Below are 22,669 nucleotides of genomic sequence, written 5' to 3' on the forward strand. Positions count from 1 at the left end.
CTATCAGTCTTTCAGTTCAATGACCTGTCCGTCCAGGATTTCCCGGCTCAGGTCTTGTTTTGTCTGCGAAGGTTTTTTATATCCGCCCGCGATCTTCAACAAGTCTTCTAGGGTATCTCCCTGTTTGAGAAGATAAACTCCAGGTTTTTGAACGTTTCCGCGAATCGCCGCTGAAATACTCTCCGGTTCGAAGATACTTCGAACCCAGTCCTGGTTTCTTCTCAAAAGATAACCTACGCTTATAAATAACACCAATAAGCCGATGAGACGGATCGTTGTTTTCATAAAACTACCGATCCCTATTCTCCATTGTATTCGGAGAAAAGGGAATCTCTGCTACTATTTTCGGATCGGAGGACCCCTAAAAGTTAGCGCGATGCGACTAAAATTCGGGTTTTTGCTTTTTGGAGGAGAAGATTTTTAGAATCGGAAGGGGGAAGTTTTTCAACCTCTGCGAGATTTTTTTGCTCTGCCTGAAGATCGATGTCTTCCTTCAAAGCGCCGTGATCGGTAAGAATGCTGATAGAATTGTCTTTTACTTCGATAAACCCGCCTTCTACGGAGAGAATTTTCAGTTTCTCTCCTTTGCGAATTTCGAGGACTCCGATCCCAAGAACTGCGACCAGAGGCGCGTGATTGGGAAGGATTCCGAAGAATCCCTCGTTACCCGGAACAACCAATGAGTCGACCTCTCCCTTATAGAGAATCTTTTCGGGAGAGATTACGGATACGTTCAGTTTATTCGCGGACATTTCCGATTATCCTTTGTATCCTTTCGCTTTTTCGATCGCGTCGTCGATGGATCCAACCATGTAGAACGCTTGCTCAGGAAGGTGATCGTAGTTACCGGAAATCACTTCTTTGAAAGAGCGAACGGTATCGGCGAGTTTTACGTATTTTCCGGGAGCTCCGGTAAATACTTCCGCAACGTGGAAAGGTTGAGATAAGAATTTTTCGATCTTTCTCGCTCTCGCAACGAGAACCTTGTCGTCTTCGGAAAGTTCGTCCATACCTAAGATCGCGATGATGTCTTGCAAATCCTTGTATCTTTGAAGAATTCTTTGAACTTCGCGGGCAACCGCGTAGTGCTCTTCTCCAAGCACTTGTGCGTTCATCACGCGAGAAGTGGAATCCAAAGGATCCACCGCAGGATAAATCCCTTTGTCGGAGATCGCACGAGAAAGAACCGTAGTCGCGTCCAAGTGGGCAAACGCATTTGCAGGAGCCGGGTCGGTCAAGTCGTCCGCAGGAACGTAAATTGCCTGAACGGAAGTGATCGAACCTTTTTTAGTGGAAGTAATCCTTTCTTGAAGCGCACCCATTTCCGTGGAAAGAGTCGGCTGATAACCAACGGCGGACGGCATTCTTCCGAGAAGTGCGGATACTTCGGATCCCGCTTGAGAGAAACGGAAGATATTATCCACGAAAAGAAGAACGTCGGTTCCGATAGAATCGCGGAAGTGTTCCGCCATGGTAAGAGCGGATAACGCAACACGAAGACGAGCGCCCGGAGGCTCGTTCATCTGACCGTAACAGAGAACGGTCTTGTCGATAACTCCGGATTCTTTCATTTCTCTCCAGAGGTCGTTTCCTTCACGGGTTCTTTCCCCGACTCCGGCGAACACGGAGAAACCACCGTGTTGTTTTGCGATGTTATTGATGAGCTCTTGGATGAGGACCGTTTTACCAACCCCGGCTCCGCCGAAGAGTCCGGTCTTTCCACCCTTGATATAAGGAGCGAGAAGATCGATGACTTTGATTCCGGTTTCGAAAACTTCCGTTTTAGAAGTGAGTTCGTCGAAAGCAGGAGCCGGTCTGTGAATCGGTCGAGTTTCTTTTACGGTGATCGCCGGACCCTCGTCGATGGTTTTCCCGAGAACGTTAAAAATTCTTCCTAAAGTAACTTCTCCAACGGGAACGCTGATCGGTTTTCCCGTATCGGTTACCGCTTGTCCGCGGATCAAACCGTCCGTGGAAGAAAGTGCGATCGCGCGAACCGTATTTCCGCCGATATGAGTTTGCACTTCCGCGATGATGGTTTCTTTTTTTCCGGAAACGGGCGCCTCAATTTCAAGCGCGTTATAAATTTCGGGAAGTTTTCCGCCTTCGAACTCGATGTCCAAAACGGATCCGATGATCTGTTTGATTTTACCTTTATTCATCCAAGTCGCTCCAATACGATGTGATTAGTTCAGTGAGTCCGCTCCGGCAACAATCTCAGAAATTTCCTGAGTAATTTTTGCCTGTCTTACGCGGTTGTATCCACGAGTGAGCAGTTTTATCATTTCAGAAGCCGCGTCTGTCGCAGACTTCATCGCAATTCTTCTCGCAATCTGCTCGGAGCAATTGGCTTCGAGGATCGCTTTTAAGAATGCGGTCTTAACTACAAGAGGAAGCAAAGATTCAAGCACAAGCGCTGGGCTCGGCTCGTATGCTATCATGTCGTTTACATTTCCGTCTTTTGACACTTCAAAAGGAAGTATTCTAGTTACTTCCGGTTTTTGCGAAGCGGAAGAATAATAAACGGTGGATGCGATTTCTACCGCGTCCACTTCTTCCTTAGCGAATAATTCCAGAAAGAGGTTAGCGAATTCTTCGGCATCCTTGTATCCGGCCTTGTCGTCGATATGAGTGAAAGTTTTTTCAGCCTTCTCACCCGCAAATCGGAAAAAGGAAATCCCCTTCTTCCCGACGACAAAGAGTCTAACGTTGACCCCGAGTTTTTTCCATTCCGCAACCCTTGCTTTAGCAAGTCTGTTTACGTTGGAATTATATCCTCCGCAAAGACCTCTGTTCGCAGTGATCACGAGAAGCGCTACGGTTTTGATCTTGTCCGGTCTTCTTAAGTAAGGGCTGTGAACAACCCCGCTCAGAGACGCGAGAGAAGACACAAGTTCCTTGATCTTATTGGAAAAAGGATGAGAAGCGTTCACCCGGTCGCTGATCTTCTTGGACTTGGCCGTAGAGACCATTTCCATCGTCCGGGTGATCTTTCTCGTGTTCTTGACCGAGGTGATTCTTTTCTTTATTTCCCTTGGAGTTGCCAAAGCGAACCTCTATCTCAGTGCTTTCTTAAAAATTCGTCAGCGATTGCGCTCAGAACTTCCCCGAGTTTTTCTTCGTCGGAGATTTTCTTTTCTTTGCGGATCGCGTCCAAAACTTCTGTATATTTTTCTTTGATCGTGGTTAAGAGATACTTTCCGTATTCCTGAACTTTCGCCACAGGAATCTTATCCATAAAACCGCGAGTCACAGCGAAGATTTCCACAACTTGTTCTTCCACCGGGAACGGAGAAGACACCGGTTGTTTGAGCATTTGTACGATTCGATTCCCGCGATCGAGCTGAGCCTGCGTAGCAGGATCGAGTTCGGTTCCGAGCTGAGCGAATGCTTCCAAGTCGCGGAACTGCGCGAGTTCGAGTTTCATCTTTCCCGCTACTTGTTTCATCGCTTTGATCTGCGCCGCAGAACCCACCCGAGAAACCGAAATTCCCACGTCTACCGCAGGACGGTTACCGGATGCGAACAAGTTGGACTGAAGATAAATCTGTCCGTCCGTGATCGAAATCACGTTTGTAGGAATGTAAGCTGAAACTTCACCTTCCTGAGTCTCGATGATTGGAAGTGCAGTCAAAGAACCCGCGCCGTATTTGTCGTCGAGTTTCGCCGCTCTTTCGAGAAGTCTGGAGTGAAGATAGAATACGTCTCCAGGATACGCTTCCCGACCCGGAGGACGACGAAGAAGAAGAGACATCTGGCGATAAGCAACCGCTTGTTTTGAAAGGTCATCGTAAACAACGAGGGTCGCTTTTTTTTCGTTATACATAAAGTATTCCGCCATACTACATCCTGAATAAGGAGCGATGTATTGAAGCGGTGCAGGTTCCGCGGCAGTTGCGGAAACTACGATCGTATATTCGAGAGCGCCTTTGTTGCGGAGCATTTCCACGGTAGAAGCCACAGTGGAAGCTTTCTGACCGATCGCTACGTAAACGCAGACAACTCCGGTTCCTTTTTGATTGATGATTGTATCGAGCGCGATGGAAGTTTTACCCGTTCCACGGTCACCGATGATCAACTCTCTCTGACCGCGACCCACTGGAATCATCGCGTCGATCGCTTTGATACCGGTTTGCATCGGTTCAGCAACGGGTTGTCTCATCGCGATCCCGGGAGCTGGAGATTCTACCGGTCTTGTGAGTTTTGCGCTGATCGGACCTTTTCCGTCGAGAGGTTCCCCCAGAGGGTTCACAACTCTTCCGAGAAGTTCAGGACCCACGGGAACTTCGAGAATTCGGTTGGTTCTTTTTACGGTGAATCCCTCTTGGATTTCGAGGTAGTTTCCGTAAACAACCACACCCACTGAATTTTCTTCCAGGTTGAACGCCTGTCCGAAGATTCCGTTTTGAAATTCGACCATCTCACCGGACATCACATTCTTGAGTCCGTACACTCTGGCGATTCCGTCTCCGATTTCTAAAACCGTACCGACTTCTTCGACACTGAGATCTTTCTTATAATTTAAAATTTCCTGTTTGAGAACGGACGTGATTTCGTCTGTTTTAATTTTCATAGATGGCTCCAACCGGTAATTTCTTTTCCAGCATGGCTTTCTTGATTTCCCCCAGCTGGGAAGCGATTGACTTTTCGATTTTTAAGTCATTGAATTGTACGACAAATCCACCCAGAAGAGATTTATCTTCTGAAGCTTCCAGAATGAATTCTGATTTGAATTTTTCCGTAAGAATGGATCCGAGTTTGGTAATTTGAGAAGGTTCTAAAGAAGGATAACTTCTTACTTGCGCGCGAACTCTTCCTCTTTTTTTATCCAGCTCTTCCGTGAATTGTTTTTGAATCTCAGGAAGACTGATGAATCTTCCTTTTTTTAAAAGCACTCCGAGAAAATTCAGAATGATTTCCGTTACTTTCCCCCGGAGATTTTTTACAAGAATCGTTTCTTTTTCGTCGATCGAAACCGTAGGAGAAAGAAAGAAATTCCTGATTTTATCCTCTTGAAAAAGGAGCTGAACTAAATCCGCGAGTTCCTGTTCCACTTCTTCCGGAGCGGTTGTTGCTCCCAAAAGGGCAGACGCGTATATTTTCGAGACACCGGAGTCGTTCATTGTTTATGCGCTCAATTTTTTGAGTTGGTCTAGTTCGTTTTCAATAAAAGCTTTGTAGTCTTCCGCTTTTAATTGTTTTTCAAGAACCTTGCTTGCAACGGAGATACTCATCTCGACTATCTGTGATTGCAATTGTTCCAAAGCCTTTCCTTTAGCGAGTTCGATCTCTTTCACTGCCTGATCTTTCTGGGCTTTCACTTCCGAATTTGTCTCTTCGAGAAGTTTGGCCTTCAGTTTCAGAGCATCCGACTTGGCTTCCGCAACAATCGCGTTCGCCTCGTCTTTGGCAGAGTTCAACCTAGCTTCGTAATCCTTTAGGAGAGCTTCCGCTTCCGAACGGAGTTCTGAGGCCTTTTTGATATCATTCTGAACGGTTTCCGCTCTTTCATCGAGCGCTTTCAGAATCACATCCCAGGCAAACTTTTTCAGAACTAAGACTACGACTAGAAAGGTAACCAGAGTCCAGACTACCAGACCCGGGTTTACATCTAGGAGGCTTAATCCCTTAGCAGCTAAGAGTACCAAGTTTTACTTTCCTTTTTCTTCAGTAGCAGGTGCGGAAGCTTTTGTTTGGAATTCAACAGTAGCTTTCAAACCTTCGTTTAGAGTTCCCGCAGCTTGGAAAGCGATTACGAGAGCAAACAGAGCAGCGCCTTCAATCAAGGCTGCAGCGATAATCATTGCAGTTTGAATCTTTCCACCAGCTTCTGGTTGTCTTGAAATTCCTTCAGTAGCAGAACCACCGATTCTTCCGATTCCGAGTGCCGCTCCGAGAATTGCGACTCCTGCAGCGATTCCTACACCAATATATCCTAATCCAAATTCCATATTGCCCATTGCCTCCTGTGTTTATTGCAATATTCTACAATCAATGCCTATGCATGCTTAATCCAACGAATAAGGAAGTAAGCAATACGAAAATGTATGCCTGGAGAAAAGCCACAAAGATCTCCAGAACATAAATCAATCCGGAACCGATCACCGAAACGGGAACGATTCCCCAAGATTGAAACTGAAAGATAAAACCCATCAGAGCGAGAATGATAACGTGTCCCGCTGTCATGTTTGCCAAAAGACGCACGGTAAGTGCGAATGTTTTTGCCATTGGAGAAACGATAAACTCCAGAGGCCACATGATCAAATAAAGCGGAAGAGGAACTCCGTTTGGAACGGAATGCCAGATAAACTTTGGTCCTTGGTAAATAAAGCCGGCGCTGTAGATCAAAAGCATCGTAAGAAGAGCAAGAGTCATCGTTACCGAGATATCACCGGTAACCGTAATTCCACTCCAGAGTTTTGCTACGAGAGGCATGTTGTGGTGATCTACGTGGATGATTCCCGCAGATTCTCCCACGACAGCGAGAAGTTCTCCGACCGGAGGAACAAGTCCCATCAAATTACAAAAGAGAATAAAGAAGAATAACGTGAAGATGTAGTGATAATAGCCGTGACCGTGTCCGTGCATACTTTCATCCACGATGTCTTTTTTGAGAAAGTTTACAAAAACTTCCACAGTGTTCGCAAAACGAGACTGAACTTTCAGAGGATTCCTCGCGATGATTCGAGCCGCGGGAATAAAGATAAGAAAAAGAAGAAGAGCTACGATCCACATCATAGTTACGCGTTTTGTGATGTGCATATCAAAACCGCCGACGTAGTGAAAACGTTTTCCGTTTTCGTGATCGGTAAAGATCGAAGCGTTCTTTGGATCAAAGCCCGATTCTCCTTCGAACACCTGGACGCCGCCTAAGTTAAAAGGAAACTCAGGGTTATCCATCAAGTGATGGACGATGACTTCATTGAGATCGAAGGCCTTTTCTTTATGAGAAGATTCCTCGGACGCAAAGATAGGGAATTGAAGTAGTATAACTAAGAACGCAAAGAAGATTAACTTTTTTGTCATAAAAGAAGTCTGGTTTAGATTCATTTTTCGAGTCAATAGTGGATCGTTGTAACGAAAACCACCGGCACAGAATTGGCGACATTCCGGTTTTCTTTTTATTGCAACGGGATCCGGAAGATTCAGCTCGCGAATACAACTATTAGAAAGTGGCTGAAATGGGCAATAAAAAAACCAATTATAAAATCAGAACCATCGTTCTGTGAAACTCCTATCCAAAGACCGATTCCATTGCAAAAGAAAGAGACCGTCATTATGCCCATTTGAATATTTACTCCGTTTTTGGGATATTTGAGGATCGCAAAGATCTTAAGGAGATAAAAAGGAAAGAGTAAGAATAACGCGAGAATACTTCCGGAAAGAAATTTCCGTTCCGGAAAATAAACTCCGAAGACGACGACCAAAACTAGAGTAAGGACTCCAAGTCCGATGAGATATTTCTTCCAATTCATCACTGTTGTTTCCTTTTTGAAACGAGTTTATTCAAGAAAGGACAAGCGCTTTTGAGAAAGATATTAGAATTTTATTTCGAAGTTTAGAATGGTGTGAGTTCCTACTTTTTCGAGAATCGAAAGAACTTGCCTTTGGTCCGACAAAGGATTGCAACGAAATCGGAGGGAAAGGAAAGGAGTTCCTACTTTTCCAAACTCGGACGGACTCGCCTATTTCGATCTTTCCTCCGGAGGAATCAAAGACGGATCGAGAGCGGGGCCTTCCCAGAGCATTCTTATAAAATCGGGATCGGAACGAAAGGCATTGAAGTCGGAATCCTTTTCAAATTCTACGGATTCCTTTCCGAGAAAAAGCGCGATCTTCATATACTGAAGCATTTCTTGTTTGTTACCGTTGAGCGCGTGAAGACAGGAAAGATTGAAAGCGAGTCTTGGATCGCTGATCGGGTTGGGAATCATCTGAGTAATCAGAGAAAAAAATCGAAAATCCTTTGTTTGTCCCGAATAGGCGATGAGATCCGCGGCAAAGTATTCTCTCGCGGAATAGACGTTCTTCGATTTGATTCCTTCCACCGCGGCTTCTCCGATCCCGAGAACGGGAACCGTTTCGCTAAAAATTCTCGCGATCCAAGAAGCGCGTTCGAATTCTTTTTTGGAAAGAGAATCGTTGAATCTTCTCGCACTTTCAGAAAGAATAAAATTCCTAAGTTTCTCTCGGAGCTCCGCAGAATCCTCAACTAAAGATTCCAAAAAAAGACGGGATTTTTTTTCCCATTGATTGGCGATTTCCGGATTTGCGGATTCGATTCCGTTCATCACTTCCGTCCAGCGCTCCTCCCGGTCCTTCTTTGCAAAAGAAAGACAATTCCATTCCAAGAGAATGCAAAGAAGAAGGATAGAAGTTCGAAATGGGTTTATATACATAGGTCAGCCGTATTCCTATGACAAACCTTCCCAAAAATTTTCCTCTTTTTTTAAGCGGAGGATTTGAATTTGTCGAATGGAAGAAGTAAAAGTCTTCCTAAAAAAATTGGCCGGAGTTCCGTCCATGATAGGATTATAAGATAGAACTTTAGAAAAGAAGAATTTTCTGATATAGAAACGATTTCCCGTTCTACATTCTACTTTTTGAGAGTTGTTCGATAGATAATATAATAGATTCCGTAAGAGAATCCGAGTAGACAGGCCGCTAAAAGTCCGAAAGGAGAAGAATGAAACTTCCCATCCAGGAAATTTCCGAGATAAACGGAACCTACCACGATCAAACCGAATTCCATTCCCAAACCGGCAAATTCCCAAGGAGAAACTTCTTTCTCCGGAGGTTTGGATTCTTTCTGAAATCCGGACGAATCCTTAGGTTCTAAATTCTTCTCAGACATGAGTTTATCGTAGAATCGTTCCGATTCGATTCCAGCGAATTTCCATTCTCCAGAGTCGATAACGTACGGTTCTCTCGATCCAGCCCGCTTTGCTCTCTTCTCTCACGAGTCCGATCTCGGAAGGATGGCAATTTTTTACGAGGTCTTCGCCTTGATAACGTTCGGCGAATTCGGGCCCTTTTTCCGCGAGTTCTTTTCCGCTCTTGTATTCGCAGACGTTGTCTTTCCAATTGATGGAAAAATAAATCACGAGCGCTTTCCCGAGAATGTCTTCTCTTTTTACGAAACCCCAGGCGCGAGAATCGTGAGAATCGTCACGGTTGTCTCCGACGACCATGTATTGATTTTCCGGGATTTCACAACCGATCGAAAAATTACATTCGTATCCGTCGAGGCGCTTTCTATCTTCTTCGTAACCTTCTAAGACGAAGTGTTCAAAGCCCGGTTTTTTTTCTAAGAATAAGGATCGTGTAGGAGCGTAGAGATTGTCGAGATCTCCCAGCAATTCCCCCTCTTCCACTTCGACAGGGTCGTAACCTTGAAACGTATCCGAACCTTTTTCCTTGTATTCGATGACGGAATAGTTCACGTTTCCTTTTTTTGTGGAAAGAAATTTGGAACTGATTCGAATCGTGTCTCCCGGAAGTCCGATGACCCGTTTCACATAACGTTTCGCGAAAAATCCGTCGCGGGTATCTCCCAAATTGAGAGCTCTCTGCGGTGGCGCAAACGTGACGATATCTCCGCGTTTCGGGTTATCGATTCGAAAGAGTTCGGCTTCGGTAAAAGGCATTCGAATCGAATATCTCATCTTGTTTACGAAGAGAAAATCCCCGATTTTAAGGGTAGGAATCATCGATCCGGAGGGGATATTATTCGCGTCTAAAACCGAGGATTTGAAGGCAAATACCAGGATCACGATGAGAATAAAGGATAGAGTAGAGCTAATCGGAGATTCTTCCCCAATGGAGGAATCTTTTGATTTTACCTCGGGTTCCAGGTTCATAGGGAAAGCAAAAAGAATCTCACTTCAGTTGTCAATCCTGCCTTAAAAATTCTATCGGTTTTTCAAAAATCACCGATACTTTCTATGTGAAAGAGCAGATAGACCGTAAACTCATCGAAATCAGAAGAACCCTCGTTTCTCTCACGGATCAATATCCGATCTGCGGGTTAAAAGGCGGGACCGAAACCGAGGATATGGACGCGGATGAAATCCGAATTCTCCACCTGGCGGCCAAGGATATCATTCCGGTTACCGTGAAGATCGGCGGGCCCGAGGCAAGGACGGATATCCGGATGCTCGTCAAAGAAGAGATCGAAGGAATCTGCGCCCCTATGATCGAATCTTCTTACGCACTCAAAAATTTTATACAAACTCTCAAAAGTATGCTCACTCCCGTGAACTACGGAAAAATATCGAAGTCGATCAACTTGGAAACCATAACGGGTTATAAAAATTTGATCGAAATCGCGGACTCCCGCGCATTTCAAGACCTGGACCAAGTCACAGCGGCTCGCTCGGATCTTTCCGCGTCCATGGATCTGATCCCGGACGACGAAGAAGTGATGAGAGTCACAAAAAATATCGTCTATCTTTCGAGAGAACGGGGAAAGAGAACTTCCGTCGGCGGGACGATCACAAAATCGAACTTTAGAAAGATCTCCGAAATCATAGGACCGGACCTCATCAATTCCAGACACGTTGTCGTAAACGTCGCGGAAGCGATGAAAAAGAATCCGGAAGAAGTCGCAGAAGCGATGTTGTTCTTTGAGATCGAACTCTACGACCTCTTCTCCGTATTTAAACCCGAAAAGGCTTTTTCTTATAAGAATCGAATGGAAACCAATCGGGAAAGAATCGGTGCGAGAAAGGTCCTCTACTCGATTCGATAAGAATGGCGAAGGATACTCGAGACCTCATTCTAAAAACTTCCCTGAAACTTTTCTCCGAACAGGGATATCACGGAACCACGATGAGACAGGTCGCGTCGAAGGCTGGAATGTCTCTCGGTCTCGCGTATCGATACTTCGATTCCAAAGAAGCGATCTTGGAAGGAATCATCGAATCACATGATAAAATTCTAAAACGTTATATTCCGGACGAACTCGTCGCAAACGCTTCGAGAGAGGACGTGATCTCCCTCGTTTCGGAAAGTCTCATCACTCTCGTAAAAGAAAACGAGGATTATCTCCGTCTCTATTGGAATCTGATGTTACAACCAAAGATTCATAGACTAAAACGAAGAAACATCCACCTCGTTAATATGATCTTTTTTGAAACTTCCAAAAAAACAATCCGAGTAATCAAACCGAACTACAGCGAATTTGAAATCAAAAATCTCGCGTCGACTACGATCGGTTATATGATCAACTACCTCACAAACAAAAAAGAATTCACCCTTGACGACTTTAAGAACTACCTCGTCTATACTCTGAAGAATACCTAACGGAAGATTTGTCGTAGTTCCGACATTCACCGTGAAAAAGTTCGCGCCCCTCCCTGCGTAGCGACCCATCGGGAGCTACGCACTGAGTTTTGGGTGGAGGTTGGCAGGTTCGTGGGAAAAAGTGCGAGACTTGTCTTTAGCGCAAAAAAGCAAATTCTACGAGCGACATTTTTTCCTCTACAAAATTGTAGGAACTCTGACAAACCTTGCGGGACAAGTCCGCCCATTCTTTCTCAAGTCCGAGTTCTTCTTAAAAAAAATTGAATCCATCGAAGCTTTTGTCCTTCCGCCGATCTGACTCCAAACGGACTTAAAGTCCGATTTCAAGAAGATTTTACGGCGGATGGTTTGTCGGAACAATTAGTTCCAGTCATAAAAAAGAATTGCACATTCCAAATCTTTTCCCTCCCAGCGACCGACTTGTCCTGAGTAACATCGAAGACGCGTATCGGAGGATAATTTCCTTGCCAGAGAAACTTTCCAAGTTAGCCTCAGTCCGGGAAATCAATTGAAACGGATCTTATTTACAGAATTTTTTCCGGAAGGAAATTTAGAAAAATCCGTCTCGGGTCCTTGCGAGGCCTTACTCGAAGCCGGAGAAAAACCTCCCGGACTTCCGGAATTGGAATGGCTTTGTTCCAAAGGCCTTGTCTGGATCGACCTGGATTCCGCAGAAGGAAGCGATCTCGATTTTCTAGCGAGAGAATGCAATTTTCATCCGTTAGCGATCGAAGATTGTATCAATAAAAATCAAAGACCCAAGCTCGACGAATACGGATCGTATATTTTTATCGTTCTCCATCGTTTCCAATACGACGCGGAGAAAAAGATCCTTAGAAGCAACGAGATTCATATCTTTTTCAATGAGAAGTTCGTAGTTACCGTACATCAAAAAGAAGAACCTCTCATTGAACAACTCAGAGCACGTTGTATGTCACAGGGAAATCCCCTTTCCCGAGGAACGGATCAGATTCTCTATCTACTCTTTGATCAGACCGTGGACTCGAACTTTCCGATCTTGGATAAGATGAGTGAAGAAATCGTAAAAACCGAAACTCAGATCTTGGTCAACCAAGACAGCCAACAGACCATCGCCGGAATTCTCTATCTCAAAAGAAACCTCACCCGAATTCGAAGAGTCCTTTCCCCGCAAAGAGAGATCGTAAACAGTTTAATCCGAAGAGACAGCCATTTTTTAAGTCCGAAAATTCAAATCTACTTTCGAGACGTCTACGATCACCTCAGCCGTTTGTATGAAACAATCGATATGGATCGTGATCTTTTGGGGAACACGATGGATGCATACTTTTCAGTGATCTCTCAAAGAACAAACGACGTAGTAAAAAGACTCACTCTGATCAGCTTGATCTTTATGCCCCTTACCTTTCTCACCGGTTTTTTTGGAATGAACTTTACTGCGATTCCGTATGACAGCACTTTTTTTCTTTTCTGCACGGTCTTAGGAGCCAGCCTCATCCCACCCGGAATGATCTACTGGTTTCGAAAAAAACATTGGTTCAAGGGATAAGGTTTTTAAAAATCCAATCCGATTCCTAAAAACGAAATCAATTTGTGAGATAAGAATTTTTGTATTCCATTCTTAAAAATCTAAATTGTTAGGATTCTTTTTTAAAAATGACTCGAAGCGCCTCCGAAAAGAAAGCGCCCTAAAACAAAAGCGGGAATAGAAAATGCTCCCATTTTTATCTTAATATTTATACTTCTTTAACAAAAACGATACCAAAGAAGAACTTCGGATCGTATCCGAGCGACTTCTTTTTCAATTGGAATCGCTTGTTCCGACAAACCGATTCTTACAAAAAGAGGTTTGTATTTAAAGTTTGGACGTGAAGTTCCGCTAAAGTCTCGATGATCAAACTCCGTTTTCTCGAAATCTTTCTCTGAGGTTGGAAACGTATTCTCGACCGACGGGAAGAACCGTTTCGTCTTCGTCGTTCAAAAAAACCTCATAGCCGCCGCCCGCGTTCGACTTCATACCGGAAATATATTCTAAATTTAGAATATATTTTTTATGAATTCTTAAAAAACGATCGGAAGGAAGTTCGGCTTCCATATCTCCCAAAAGTTTGGAAGTTTCGTGATCTTTCTCCAAACTGTGAAGGACACACTTCTTACCGTTTGCGGTGAGATAAAGGAGTTTGGAAAGAGAAAGCCTATGTAAAACACCCGACTCTCGAAAAAACAAAAAGGATTCTACTTTGTTTCCTTTCTTTCGAACGGATAAAAATTCTTCAGCTCTTGTCATCGTTTCTCGAAATCGTTCTCTGGAATAAGGTTTGAGAAGATAGTCCAGAGCCCCTGCCTCAAAAGCTTGTAACGCGTGATCCCGATACGCGGTAGTAAACACAAGCGCCGGAGCCACCTTTCCCCTCTCTTCCAAAACTTGAATCCCTGATTTTTCGGGAAGATTCACGTCCAAGAAGATCAGATCAAAAGCCTTTCGATCTAAAATTTCAAGCGCCTGACGCCCGTTCCCTACGACGGCTTCAATCTTAAAGGAAGGCCATTCTTCCAGATACTTTCTCAAGAGTTCCCTCGCGGGAACTTCGTCTTCCACGATCAACACGCTAAAATTTGATTCGTTCATATTGAATACTCAAGGAGAACCGTAGTTCCTCCGGATTTCCCTTCTTCTAATTTCAATATAGCGTCTCTAAAATTATAGTCAAGCCTTGCTTGTATGTTTCTTAGTGTACTTCTTATCGCGCTCATTCCAAATCCACCTCCAGTGGGACTCGTATATTCTCTTTTGGATGTAGAGATGGTTCCGTTATCTTCGACGGAAATTCGGATTCTTCCGTCTCTGGTTATCGCTTTCACATAAATTTTTCTCTGAATGTTCGCGGAGCTTTCAGAATGTTTAAAACTGTTCTCCACAAGAGGTTGAATCGAAAGAGGAGGAATCGAAATTCCTGAAAAATCTCCGTCACTTTCCATCTTGAGTTCCATAAAATCCGCAAATCGAATCTTCTGAAGTTCGAGATAATTTTTTGTAAAATCCCATTCTTCCTTAAAGGAAACCAATCTTGCGGAATGCCTTTCCGTTAAAAATCGATACGAATCCGATAACAATAAAATCGCTCGGTCCGCTCTTACCGGATCGATTTCCAATAACGCGTGAATCGTATTCAAAGTATTGAATAGATAGTGCGGATCCATCCGAGATTGTAAGGCCGCATAGTGAAGATCTTTGAGAGCGCTTTCGGATTCTTTTTTCTTTTCGATGAGGATCTGCATCGACTTCTCCAAAACTGAAATAAAAAGCGCAAGGATCAAAGAGCTCAGAAGAATGTTATAAGAACCTCCGTGTTCTCTTCCGGGACTTTCATCGGAAAGAGCGATCGCGTGAAGAATTCCTCCTGCTGCAACTCCGATGATAGCCGCGAAACAAGAAGCGAGAAGCAAAGTGAATCCCGATTTTAAAAATCCGTGTTTATGACCGGAAGAATTCAGAGATTCCACGGTCATCTCAACGATCCCGCATACGAAATGAGTCGTAATCTGAGTCGCAAGAAAAACTTTCCAAAATGGAGAATTGGAATTGTGGGCGATCAGGAGAGAATTCATCGTCCCGATCACTGTGTTGATGGAGAACCAAAAGAATAGTTTAAACCAACGTATGCGACGGCCGGAGTTTATCATTTTCACCTGCTTAGCAGAGCATTTAAGCTCATAATTTATTTCTCGTCATTCCCGATTTGATCCCTTAATTCCCTAAAAAATGGAGTTCATTTCCAACACAGACATATTTTCAGGAAAAGAATTGCCTTTCTTCGTTTTTTTTAAGAAGAAAGATGAGGGATGAAAACACAGAAAAAATTGACGGAAAAAAGTTTTTTTTTCTTAGTAACGGTTCAGGGGAATCATGAAAAGAATTCAAATCTACCTCATTCTGTTTTTATCCATCTTTCTGGTCCAGACAATGAACGCTGAACAAGTGGTTACAACGAAAAAAGACGAACCGGACGCTTATTACGGCTTAGACGTAAGAGCCGTGATCTCGCCTTCTTACGGTTCTAAAATACAAAACGAACCAAACGCTATGGCTACAACGGGACTAAATGCGCCCGCAAATCCTTATATGAGCCAGAACGATAAATCCGGCTTTTCTACTCCTTGGACCTTGCTCATGATCTCGAAAACGTTTCAAGAAACCGGAATACAAACCGAGCTCTGGGGAGAATTGATCCGCAATTCTCAGCTAACATCGGATACACGAACGGACGGTGGAACAAAACAAAATCCTTATATTCTGAGCGTTCGTCGTGCGAGTGTTAAAAAAACCTGGGAAACATCCTTAGGAAGTTATACTCTTAATTTCGGAATGCAGGAACTTCCTCATACATATACGCAGTGGAGCAATTATTGGAAATGGAGATATATCGACCGCGCGCCTTTAGAATCCCTAGGATTTGCTCCGCAACCCGCCGATATCGGACTGAGCGCCACGGGAAAATGGTCGATCGTTAGCTCCCAGTTGATGGTGAGCAACGGAGAAGGTTATAGAGAGGCTCAAAACATCGGTTCTGCGGGAATGGACGTCTCGGCGAGATTGTCCGTTGAACCGCAGTTAGACGATAAAACAAAAGCCGGCTTTCATCTTTTTTACAGAAGAGAGAATGCATTCGGTTCCGCCGGTTATGAATGTTATGAAGGAAAGACCGGTTGTCTTCCGAACGACCTAAATCTAAACACGGTTCTCGTAAAAAATAAACGGACCTTACAATCGGATACAGCGGGTTCGGAAGTCAATTTTGTTTGGACCGGTTCTCTCAAATGGAATTTAGGATTAGGGGCTTTTTTCAAAAGACAAAACGGAGGAGAGATCAGAGATCGTATGCAACTCTATTCCACTCCTCTCGTTTACGGAAAGGATAGTTATGGAAGAAGCGCTTACGCGTGGCTTTCCCTCGGACTCGGAGACTTTTCGCTCTTAGGAAGATATGAAAGAGGAACAGGCAGCAACGGAACACTCGGAACTACGGAAACAACTCAGAAAGAATTGCTTCCCGGACTTGGAGTTCCAACTTCAAACGCACCGTTATCACCGCAGATTCAAAATGTTTTAACCGAAACGAATTCAAACGGGTATTCAAGCAAGAGTTCGTTTAGAAGAGTGAGTGTCTTTTTGGAATGGTTGGTCTCGCCTCAGTTTAAATTAGCATTGGGTTATGTTGAAAATAAAAACTTCGATTCAAACGGAGTCGGACAAAACGTATACATGGACCAAGCGGGAAACGCGAGGACTCAAAAAGATTATTTGGCGCAATTTAGCGGAGTTGGAAATTTCGGAGTAGTCGCCTACTCCGCATTAGACAGGTGGATTCTTTTAAGAGCTACCATAGAGTTTTAAATTAGGAGATTGTATGAATCACAAGGTAAAGATCGCGTCGATATTGATATCACTCACCATGACCGGGGGTTCGATTGTGCTCCTCAGTCAGGAAACAAAAACAGGCGATGCGAAAGTAGGCTTTTTATTAGGAAAAGCTCATGTTCAAAAATCGGGCAAGAGCGCCTGGGAACCTCTCAAATCCAATGACTTTGTGGACGAAGGAGATTTGATTTCTACCGGGAACGGATCCAGACTTACCGTCGTATACAAGGGTTCCGAATTTAAAATCCAGCAGAACAGCAAGATCAAACTCGCGAGCCTTCACGGAGAATCCAAAGACGGAAGAATCGAAGTGAACCAGGGGTTTGCTTGGTTTAAGGTGGTCGGACTAAAGGGAAGAAAGTTCAACGTTGCGACTGCGACTTCCACAGCCGGAGTAAGAGGAACGTCTTTCTCCGTGTTGTTCGATCCAAAGACAAAAGATTCTTCTTTTTGCACCTGTGAAGGAACGGTAGCCGTTTCCGATTCGGAAGGAAAGGAAATTCTTCAAGAGAAAGGAAAAGGAACGATGGTCGCCGCAAAAGATTCGGAGATGAAGAAAGTTGAATATGAAGGAATTATAAAGAAGTTAAAAGCCCTTTCCGGCTTTGAAGCGAGATTAAAAAAGAACGCTTCTCTTAAAAACTGTCTATCATGCCACACTCCGGAAGGATGGACTCCTCCCGACGACGTTCAAAAGGACGAGACTTACGGCAAACAGTAGTTTCTTAGAAGACCAGAACCACAACATTTGTTTCGGCCCGGTTTCCCCCCGGGCCTTTTTTGTGTTTTAAACGCCGACCGCATTTTCAAAAAAGAATCCCTTGGAAAATAAGATTTAATACGAAATCCTTTCACTTTCCCCTTATTCCTCTACGCTAAATACCGTTCTTAAAAAAGTATCTGGAATCTTATCTCAGTGATGCGACTTCAAAATCATCAGAGTCATTCTAAAGTTAATCCATATAAATCTCCAGAGTTGCCAGAGTAAGGCAGTTCTAAAATATCGAGTGATGCCGTTTGGAACCGATGTAAAATCGCCTTGGGTATAGGCGTCTCTTAATTTCTCGTTGCTATCGAGAACGAGTTCTGTCTCTTCTTGTGTCTCCATTCTTCCTTCTCCAATTCTTATTCAGGAATGATCCACCAACCGAATTTTCCTTTTGCTTTGTATAGAAACATATAGTGAAGAATCGTTTTGATCCAGTGACCGGCTAGACCAATCTCACCGGTCGTATACCGCAAAGACCTTCCGATTTTCGGGTATTTTTTGTAGTCTGGGACAATCGGATAAACCGTCATTGAAGCGGCGCCTCCGTCGAAGAATCCTTTGCCAGCTGAAGCAACACAAGCGGCGCCCATCTCCGCCATCGATGCCGTGTGCGTAGGAGTTTTTTTTCCTGAACGAATCATATCCGCAATACTCTTTGCCACCGCCTTCCCCATCGTTGCGGAAGGCATACCGGTTCGAGGGGGTGTAGGAGAAATCTGAGTTCCATCCTTCGTCTTCATGATTTTCGAAATTGGATGAGGCGGCGCAAAGGCAATCCCTATAGCAAATACGTTTGAATACAATGGACTCTGATAATTTTTCGGCCAATCGTTCGGATCCCATTTTTCAAAATTTTTCACGCCGTAGTCTGCATCTACCTTCATCATTCCGTTCGGAGCGAACATTCTTTCGGTGATATCCTCGCTCGATTTTGAAAACGCCTTTAACCCAACTCCCGCAAACGGAGGAATCAACATCGTAAAATCCGATTTTACGAAACCTTTTTCCCCATCCAATGTTACGAAATGAATTTTATCCTTTTCCACTCTGGTAACGTGAGCCTTTGTCTTCCATTGAACCTCTCTTTCCGCAAAGAGCGATTCAGTGAAAATTTTGCTACTTGTTATATATCCGCCTCGATCTAAATGCATTCCTCCCATACCAAAATCGCCTAACTCATATTCGTTGGACAACCAGAGAAGTTTTGCTTTATCCCTGACCCTTTCCTTTCTCAATTCATAATCGATATTAAATAAATATTCGAAAGCCGCGCCTTGACAGGTGCAGGTTCCATGTCCGGTTCCGATTACGAAATTCAATTCCTCTCCGGCTTTCATCCTCTGAATCGCGGCTTTTAGCGAAACCGCGGCATTCTCCGCGTGAGAATAAGTACAAACGGAATGAGAAAATCCGTTCTCTGGTCCAAGTCCCGGTGTCGCATTAAAATTCAATTTTGGGCCGGTTGCATTGACGCAAAAATCGTATGTAAGAGTACCGCTCGTACCCTCTTCATTTCCGGCGGTATGTTCGTATGTTACAAAGGGTCGACTTTCGTTCTTATCTCCCTCGGGATGAATGCTGAGCGCTTTTCCTTGGATAAATTGTATCTTCAACTTTTCGTAAACGGGTCTCAGAGGAAAGGTCACCTCTTCCTTCTTCATCGCTCCCACTCCGACCCATATATTTGAAGGAATCCAATTCCATTGTGAGTTCGGAGATATTACCGTGACTTCGTGCTTTTTACCCAAATACCGCTTGATAAGTGTCGCGGCGGTGTGACCGGAAACTCCGGCGCCTAAAACGATGATTCTCATGGGATACCCTCGGACGATTATCCTGGCTAGTTCTATTTCAAATCGGATCCATTCAGGAAATTGAATTCAACTTACCATTTTTAGAAAGAAAAGGAAGACATTTCCCTTTATCAAATCCATGGAATCGATTGATATTTCTCAATCATTAGTCGGGATACCTTTGAACAAACCGTTCGCTTTGCAGATCATCCTTTCCTCTGTCTTTTTTTCCTTTCTTTCGATTGAAACTTGAGATTTTTAGAATATACTCTTCCATTTCGAATAACTATTAAACGAAGTTGGCGGACTATAAAGGATCGGAAGATTACTTTTCTTTTGCGAATAGTCTTACAAAAAAGGCCGCTTTAAAAGCGGCCTTTAAAAATATTCTTATCGATTTTGAATATTAAGGACAGGTAATCAAAACTCCCGGATCGCTGATCGCTGGTCCGCCCGGATTGAGTTTGAGTCCTCCAAACACATACGGATACGGTTCCGTATCTACAATCGGCAGAGTCTGAAGAATCGAATGAGTCGTCTTCGCGATGATTCCGCAAGCGGTTCCGTTTGTCGGGTGCGTCAATGCAGGAAGAGAAATAGAAGGAGGAAGAGGAATCTCCTTCAATACGTTGTTAACAAGCGGAACGATCAAAGAAGGAACGAGCGGATCCACCACCGCTAAAATTCCCTTAGGATCCAAACCGAACGGATTCGGAGCCCCCGCTCCGGAAGAACCTTCCAAGATGTCTAACGTGTAGGAAAGACTCGAACCGTTCGAGATTACGATCTTCAACGCATTTAGATTTGCGTAAGCCGGATTGTTCGTCGGATTGGAAAAAGTTACGAAGTCGAAATCGGCAAGACCTTTCAAACTAGCCCTAGCAGTACTGATCAGATACGTGGAATTATCCGGTCTCTTTCCACGGATCGAAAGTTGAATGTCAGTAAAGTTGACTTCCAACTTCGGCTTTGCCGTTCCCACAACCGGTTTTAATACTCCGTTCGGCGCATGGATCGGACTCACCGAGATTACGATATCGTCGGTTCCGTTGATCGCAGGAACAAGAACGCCCGTCGTCGGATCGATTCCTATTAAGTTGTCTCTTCCCGGCGCTAGGATATTTACGATCGGAGCCACTTTGATCAAAGACTCGGTCAACTGAAACAAAGGATCCGTTCCGGCGTATTGTTTGATCGTATCAATAAAAAGTTTATCGATGGTCAAATCCAAGGCTCTGTTTTTCCAGAGATGATACGCGGCCTGAGTGATCGAATCCACGGTGAGAGAAAGCAACAAACCGGGGTTAGCCGCACTCTGAGAAAACTGATAGAGATTACTCATCGCTCCGTTCGGTTTTGTCACAACAAATCCGCTCATAACCTGGTGAGTTCTCGGTGATCCGATCGGATTCTTCGCCGAAATTCCAAGATCGATCGAACCTACGATTCCTCGATTGGAGCCAGTCACTCTCACTTGAGAATCCATACCCAACTTAATCTTGATGTTCAATGGGAAATTTGCAAGCGGGGCCGGCAAGTAAGAAGGAAGCGCGATGTCCACTCCGGGCGACTTCAAGGATCCGATGATAGAATTCAAAACGGAAGGAGCCACGTCTTCGATAAAGTTACGCAACATCGATCTCGTAATCAAAGGAGTCAAGGAAGGAACCATTCCGTTCGCGGCGCCTTCCGTTGTTCCCGCGAGCCAACCCGCAAGCCCGCTCGTGGTAGCTTCGAGTTTCACTTGATTCACTCTTCCGTCTCTGTCCTTTACCGTAAGATTGTTGGACCAATCGGTAGTATCAAAATTCGAAAGAGTCGTGATCGGAGTAAAGATGTTTAACGCAGTATCTCCGTTGGAATCGATCGTCAGACTCGCCTTACCGGTTGTGACCCTATCCGCAGGAGGAGAGTCGTTGTAATTCAAATACGCGGTCGTGGAAAATACGAATCTATTTCCGGCGCCTATGACGAGAAACAAAGAGCCTCGGCTCCTCGCGATCATCACCATATCGACTGCGAGAGTTTTTCCTTTAAATTGAAAACCCAATTCTCCCGTATTGTTTGCGACCATGCTGACGCCTATGTTTTTCAAAGCTGGAAAACCAGTCACACCGGTATAGATCGTAATTCCGGTGATATAAACGTCGATATCAAAGTCGGTACAACTCGTAAAGATCAGAGTCGCACAACCTTCCTGTGTAAAACCTCCCGGATTCTCACCCGAAGGTCCGCAGTAACCGTCTCCATAACCCGTGGCGGAATCTCCATAGTTTCGAATATACTGAGGCATCGCGAAACTTCCGATCCCATCATAGTCGATACAATAAGTAGACCTTCTCGCGTTCGTTTTTGGAGAATCCGCAAACTGATTGAATGTGTTTCCGTTTACCTTAAAATTTCCGGCTGTAAATCTTTCCAAGACTTTTGATAAGAACGGCATCGCCTGGGCCTGATCGAGAATGATCGAACCTCCGTTGACGATCATGTTATCCGGAGCCGTATTTACATTCCCATAATTGAATGTAGCAAAACGTTTGAAAATTTTTCCGGATGCTACTGTGATTTCGTAGTAGTAGACGTTCCCGCCTACGAACGGAGGAATCGCAGACGTCGTCAAGTTAGTGGTTAACGTGGTGTTCATCGGACAAGGAGGAGCCGCGCATATATCGATTCCGCTCGCGTTCGTATCGCCCATGTGTTTGAGTTTGATGGACTGAATCGAATTCGTTCCGGTCAGAGGATTTGTAAACGTAGAAGTCAGAGTCAAGGTCGGTGTGGTGGCCTTATTGAACGTAATGTCGTTAGTTCCGCCTAACGTGTTCGTTGTGTTGATCTTACTCGTCATCAAATAATCCGGTTCGGTCGTAAAGGACTGGGAATAACTCGTAAGATCCTGTCCATCGATCGTCTTGGAATTGTTAGTAAGGGAAAGAGTGTATTGTTCGTTGGTTTTAAATTCTCTATAAGGATCGAAGATCAAACGAGAACTGGAAGCCCAATAAAAGGTTCCTCCCTTTCCCGGACCGGCCAAAACTCCGGCGCTTGGAGACAAAATCAAATCCGCTTGTACGGTGGTTTTATTCATCGGGTGAGAGAATCTGATCTCGATACTCTTATATCGATCCACGTCCGTAGTGGATGCAATGAAAAGTGTTGCCTCGGGCGCCACCGCTCCGAAATTTGCGGGAAGACTCGTGGGAGTATCCGTCTCCGTATACGGAGCAACCACGTTAGCCGAAACCGTAGTATCCGTCGAAAGTCCAAAAAGAGAAAGAACGCTGTTGAGGGGAGAACCGGCTTTTTTATCCGAATTACAACCGGCTCCCAGAAAAATCATAACCGTTAAAATTACCGCCGAGATTGAATTTTTATTTTTGTTCATCTTTTTTTTACCCCAATCCT

General features: G+C 44.4%; 23 protein-coding genes. 5 read left to right on the plus strand and 18 right to left on the minus strand.

Annotation, left to right across the window (positions count from 1 at the left end):
- Positions 1–3 precede the first annotated feature (3 nt).
- The 13 genes from A0128_RS13540 to lepB all read right to left on the minus strand — a co-directional run bounded on the left by A0128_RS13540 (position 4) and on the right by lepB (position 9,860).
- Positions 4–285, minus strand: a complete 282-nt coding sequence (locus A0128_RS13540) for an SLBB domain-containing protein (protein ID WP_069608003.1) — start codon at positions 283–285, stop codon at positions 4–6.
- An 83-nt stretch (positions 286–368) separates the two neighbouring features.
- Entirely contained in the window at positions 369–752 is a 384-nt protein-coding gene (gene atpC / locus A0128_RS13545) for an ATP synthase F1 subunit epsilon (protein WP_069608004.1), read from the minus strand.
- Positions 753–758: 6 nt separating this feature from the next.
- Positions 759–2,162: a F0F1 ATP synthase subunit beta gene (gene atpD, locus A0128_RS13550; protein WP_069608005.1), complete on the minus strand. Its 1,404-nt coding sequence runs from the start codon at positions 2,160–2,162 to the stop codon at positions 759–761.
- Positions 2,163–2,186: 24 nt separating this feature from the next.
- A complete protein-coding gene (gene atpG, locus A0128_RS13555) occupies positions 2,187–3,047 on the minus strand; it encodes an ATP synthase F1 subunit gamma (protein ID WP_069608006.1) in 861 nt (286 codons plus the stop codon).
- A gap of 14 nt (positions 3,048–3,061) precedes the next feature.
- The gene (atpA, locus tag A0128_RS13560; RefSeq protein WP_069608007.1) at positions 3,062–4,573 is read right to left on the minus strand and encodes a F0F1 ATP synthase subunit alpha; all 1,512 of its coding nucleotides are present in this window, start codon (positions 4,571–4,573) and stop codon (positions 3,062–3,064) included.
- On the minus strand, positions 4,563–5,123 hold the full coding sequence (gene atpH / locus A0128_RS13565) for an ATP synthase F1 subunit delta (RefSeq protein ID WP_069608008.1): 561 nt from the start codon (positions 5,121–5,123) through the stop codon (positions 4,563–4,565). The genes atpA and atpH overlap by 11 nt, the downstream gene beginning before the upstream one ends.
- A gap of 3 nt (positions 5,124–5,126) precedes the next feature.
- A complete protein-coding gene (locus A0128_RS13570; RefSeq protein ID WP_069608009.1) occupies positions 5,127–5,648 on the minus strand; it encodes a F0F1 ATP synthase subunit B in 522 nt (173 codons plus the stop codon).
- A gap of 3 nt (positions 5,649–5,651) precedes the next feature.
- A complete protein-coding gene (locus A0128_RS13575) occupies positions 5,652–5,951 on the minus strand; it encodes an ATP synthase F0 subunit C (protein ID WP_069608010.1) in 300 nt (99 codons plus the stop codon).
- A gap of 40 nt (positions 5,952–5,991) precedes the next feature.
- Positions 5,992–7,050, minus strand: a complete 1,059-nt coding sequence (gene atpB / locus A0128_RS13580; RefSeq protein WP_069608011.1) for a F0F1 ATP synthase subunit A — start codon at positions 7,048–7,050, stop codon at positions 5,992–5,994.
- Between the two features lie 95 nt (positions 7,051–7,145).
- Positions 7,146–7,475 carry a hypothetical protein gene (locus tag A0128_RS13585; protein ID WP_069608012.1) on the minus strand — a complete coding sequence of 110 codons (330 nt, stop codon included), beginning with the start codon at positions 7,473–7,475 and terminating at the stop codon, positions 7,146–7,148.
- 210 nt (positions 7,476–7,685) lie between these two features.
- The gene (locus A0128_RS22135) at positions 7,686–8,399 is read right to left on the minus strand and encodes a TPR end-of-group domain-containing protein (protein ID WP_245667158.1); all 714 of its coding nucleotides are present in this window, start codon (positions 8,397–8,399) and stop codon (positions 7,686–7,688) included.
- A 197-nt stretch (positions 8,400–8,596) separates the two neighbouring features.
- Entirely contained in the window at positions 8,597–8,854 is a 258-nt protein-coding gene (locus tag A0128_RS13595) for an AtpZ/AtpI family protein (protein WP_069608013.1), read from the minus strand.
- A gap of 4 nt (positions 8,855–8,858) precedes the next feature.
- Complete coding sequence (lepB, locus tag A0128_RS13600; RefSeq protein ID WP_069608014.1) at positions 8,859–9,860, minus strand: signal peptidase I; 1,002 nt, start codon at positions 9,858–9,860, stop codon at positions 8,859–8,861.
- Positions 9,861–9,946: 86 nt separating this feature from the next.
- Between lepB and A0128_RS13605 the strand changes: the two genes are divergently transcribed.
- The 3 genes from A0128_RS13605 (at position 9,947) to corA (ending at position 12,832) form a co-directional block, all read left to right on the plus strand.
- The gene (locus A0128_RS13605; protein WP_069608015.1) at positions 9,947–10,750 is read left to right on the plus strand and encodes an aldolase; all 804 of its coding nucleotides are present in this window, start codon (positions 9,947–9,949) and stop codon (positions 10,748–10,750) included.
- 2 nt (positions 10,751–10,752) lie between these two features.
- Positions 10,753–11,304: a TetR/AcrR family transcriptional regulator gene (locus A0128_RS13610; RefSeq protein WP_069608016.1), complete on the plus strand. Its 552-nt coding sequence runs from the start codon at positions 10,753–10,755 to the stop codon at positions 11,302–11,304.
- A gap of 508 nt (positions 11,305–11,812) precedes the next feature.
- Positions 11,813–12,832, plus strand: a complete 1,020-nt coding sequence (corA, locus tag A0128_RS13620) for a magnesium/cobalt transporter CorA (RefSeq protein ID WP_069608018.1) — start codon at positions 11,813–11,815, stop codon at positions 12,830–12,832.
- A 345-nt stretch (positions 12,833–13,177) separates the two neighbouring features.
- Here the strand turns inward: corA and A0128_RS13625 are convergent, their stop codons facing one another.
- Entirely contained in the window at positions 13,178–13,912 is a 735-nt protein-coding gene (locus A0128_RS13625; RefSeq protein ID WP_069608019.1) for a LytR/AlgR family response regulator transcription factor, read from the minus strand.
- Positions 13,909–14,967, minus strand: a complete 1,059-nt coding sequence (locus tag A0128_RS13630) for a sensor histidine kinase (RefSeq protein WP_173662773.1) — start codon at positions 14,965–14,967, stop codon at positions 13,909–13,911. The genes A0128_RS13625 and A0128_RS13630 overlap by 4 nt, the downstream gene beginning before the upstream one ends.
- A 223-nt stretch (positions 14,968–15,190) precedes the next feature.
- Here A0128_RS13630 and A0128_RS13635 point away from each other — a divergent pair, with 223 nt between their 5' ends.
- Both A0128_RS13635 and A0128_RS13640 read left to right on the plus strand, forming a co-directional pair.
- Positions 15,191–16,678: a hypothetical protein gene (locus A0128_RS13635; RefSeq protein WP_069608021.1), complete on the plus strand. Its 1,488-nt coding sequence runs from the start codon at positions 15,191–15,193 to the stop codon at positions 16,676–16,678.
- A gap of 13 nt (positions 16,679–16,691) precedes the next feature.
- Positions 16,692–17,423 carry a FecR family protein gene (locus A0128_RS13640; protein WP_069608022.1) on the plus strand — a complete coding sequence of 244 codons (732 nt, stop codon included), beginning with the start codon at positions 16,692–16,694 and terminating at the stop codon, positions 17,421–17,423.
- Positions 17,424–17,615: 192 nt separating this feature from the next.
- Here the strand turns inward: A0128_RS13640 and A0128_RS13645 are convergent, their stop codons facing one another.
- From A0128_RS13645 to A0128_RS13655, 3 genes are all read right to left on the minus strand, one after another.
- Positions 17,616–17,810 carry a hypothetical protein gene (locus A0128_RS13645; RefSeq protein ID WP_069608023.1) on the minus strand — a complete coding sequence of 65 codons (195 nt, stop codon included), beginning with the start codon at positions 17,808–17,810 and terminating at the stop codon, positions 17,616–17,618.
- A 17-nt stretch (positions 17,811–17,827) separates the two neighbouring features.
- Positions 17,828–19,285, minus strand: coding sequence for an NAD(P)/FAD-dependent oxidoreductase (locus A0128_RS13650; protein ID WP_069608024.1), 1,458 nt, complete (start codon positions 19,283–19,285; stop codon positions 17,828–17,830).
- Positions 19,286–19,670: 385 nt separating this feature from the next.
- Positions 19,671–22,649 (minus strand): Ig-like domain-containing domain, encoded by a 2,979-nt coding sequence (locus A0128_RS13655; protein ID WP_069608025.1) that lies wholly within the window; start codon positions 22,647–22,649, stop codon positions 19,671–19,673.
- Positions 22,650–22,669 lie beyond the last annotated feature (20 nt).

The organism is Leptospira tipperaryensis (assembly GCF_001729245.1).
Lineage (GTDB): Bacteria > Spirochaetota > Leptospiria > Leptospirales > Leptospiraceae > Leptospira > Leptospira tipperaryensis.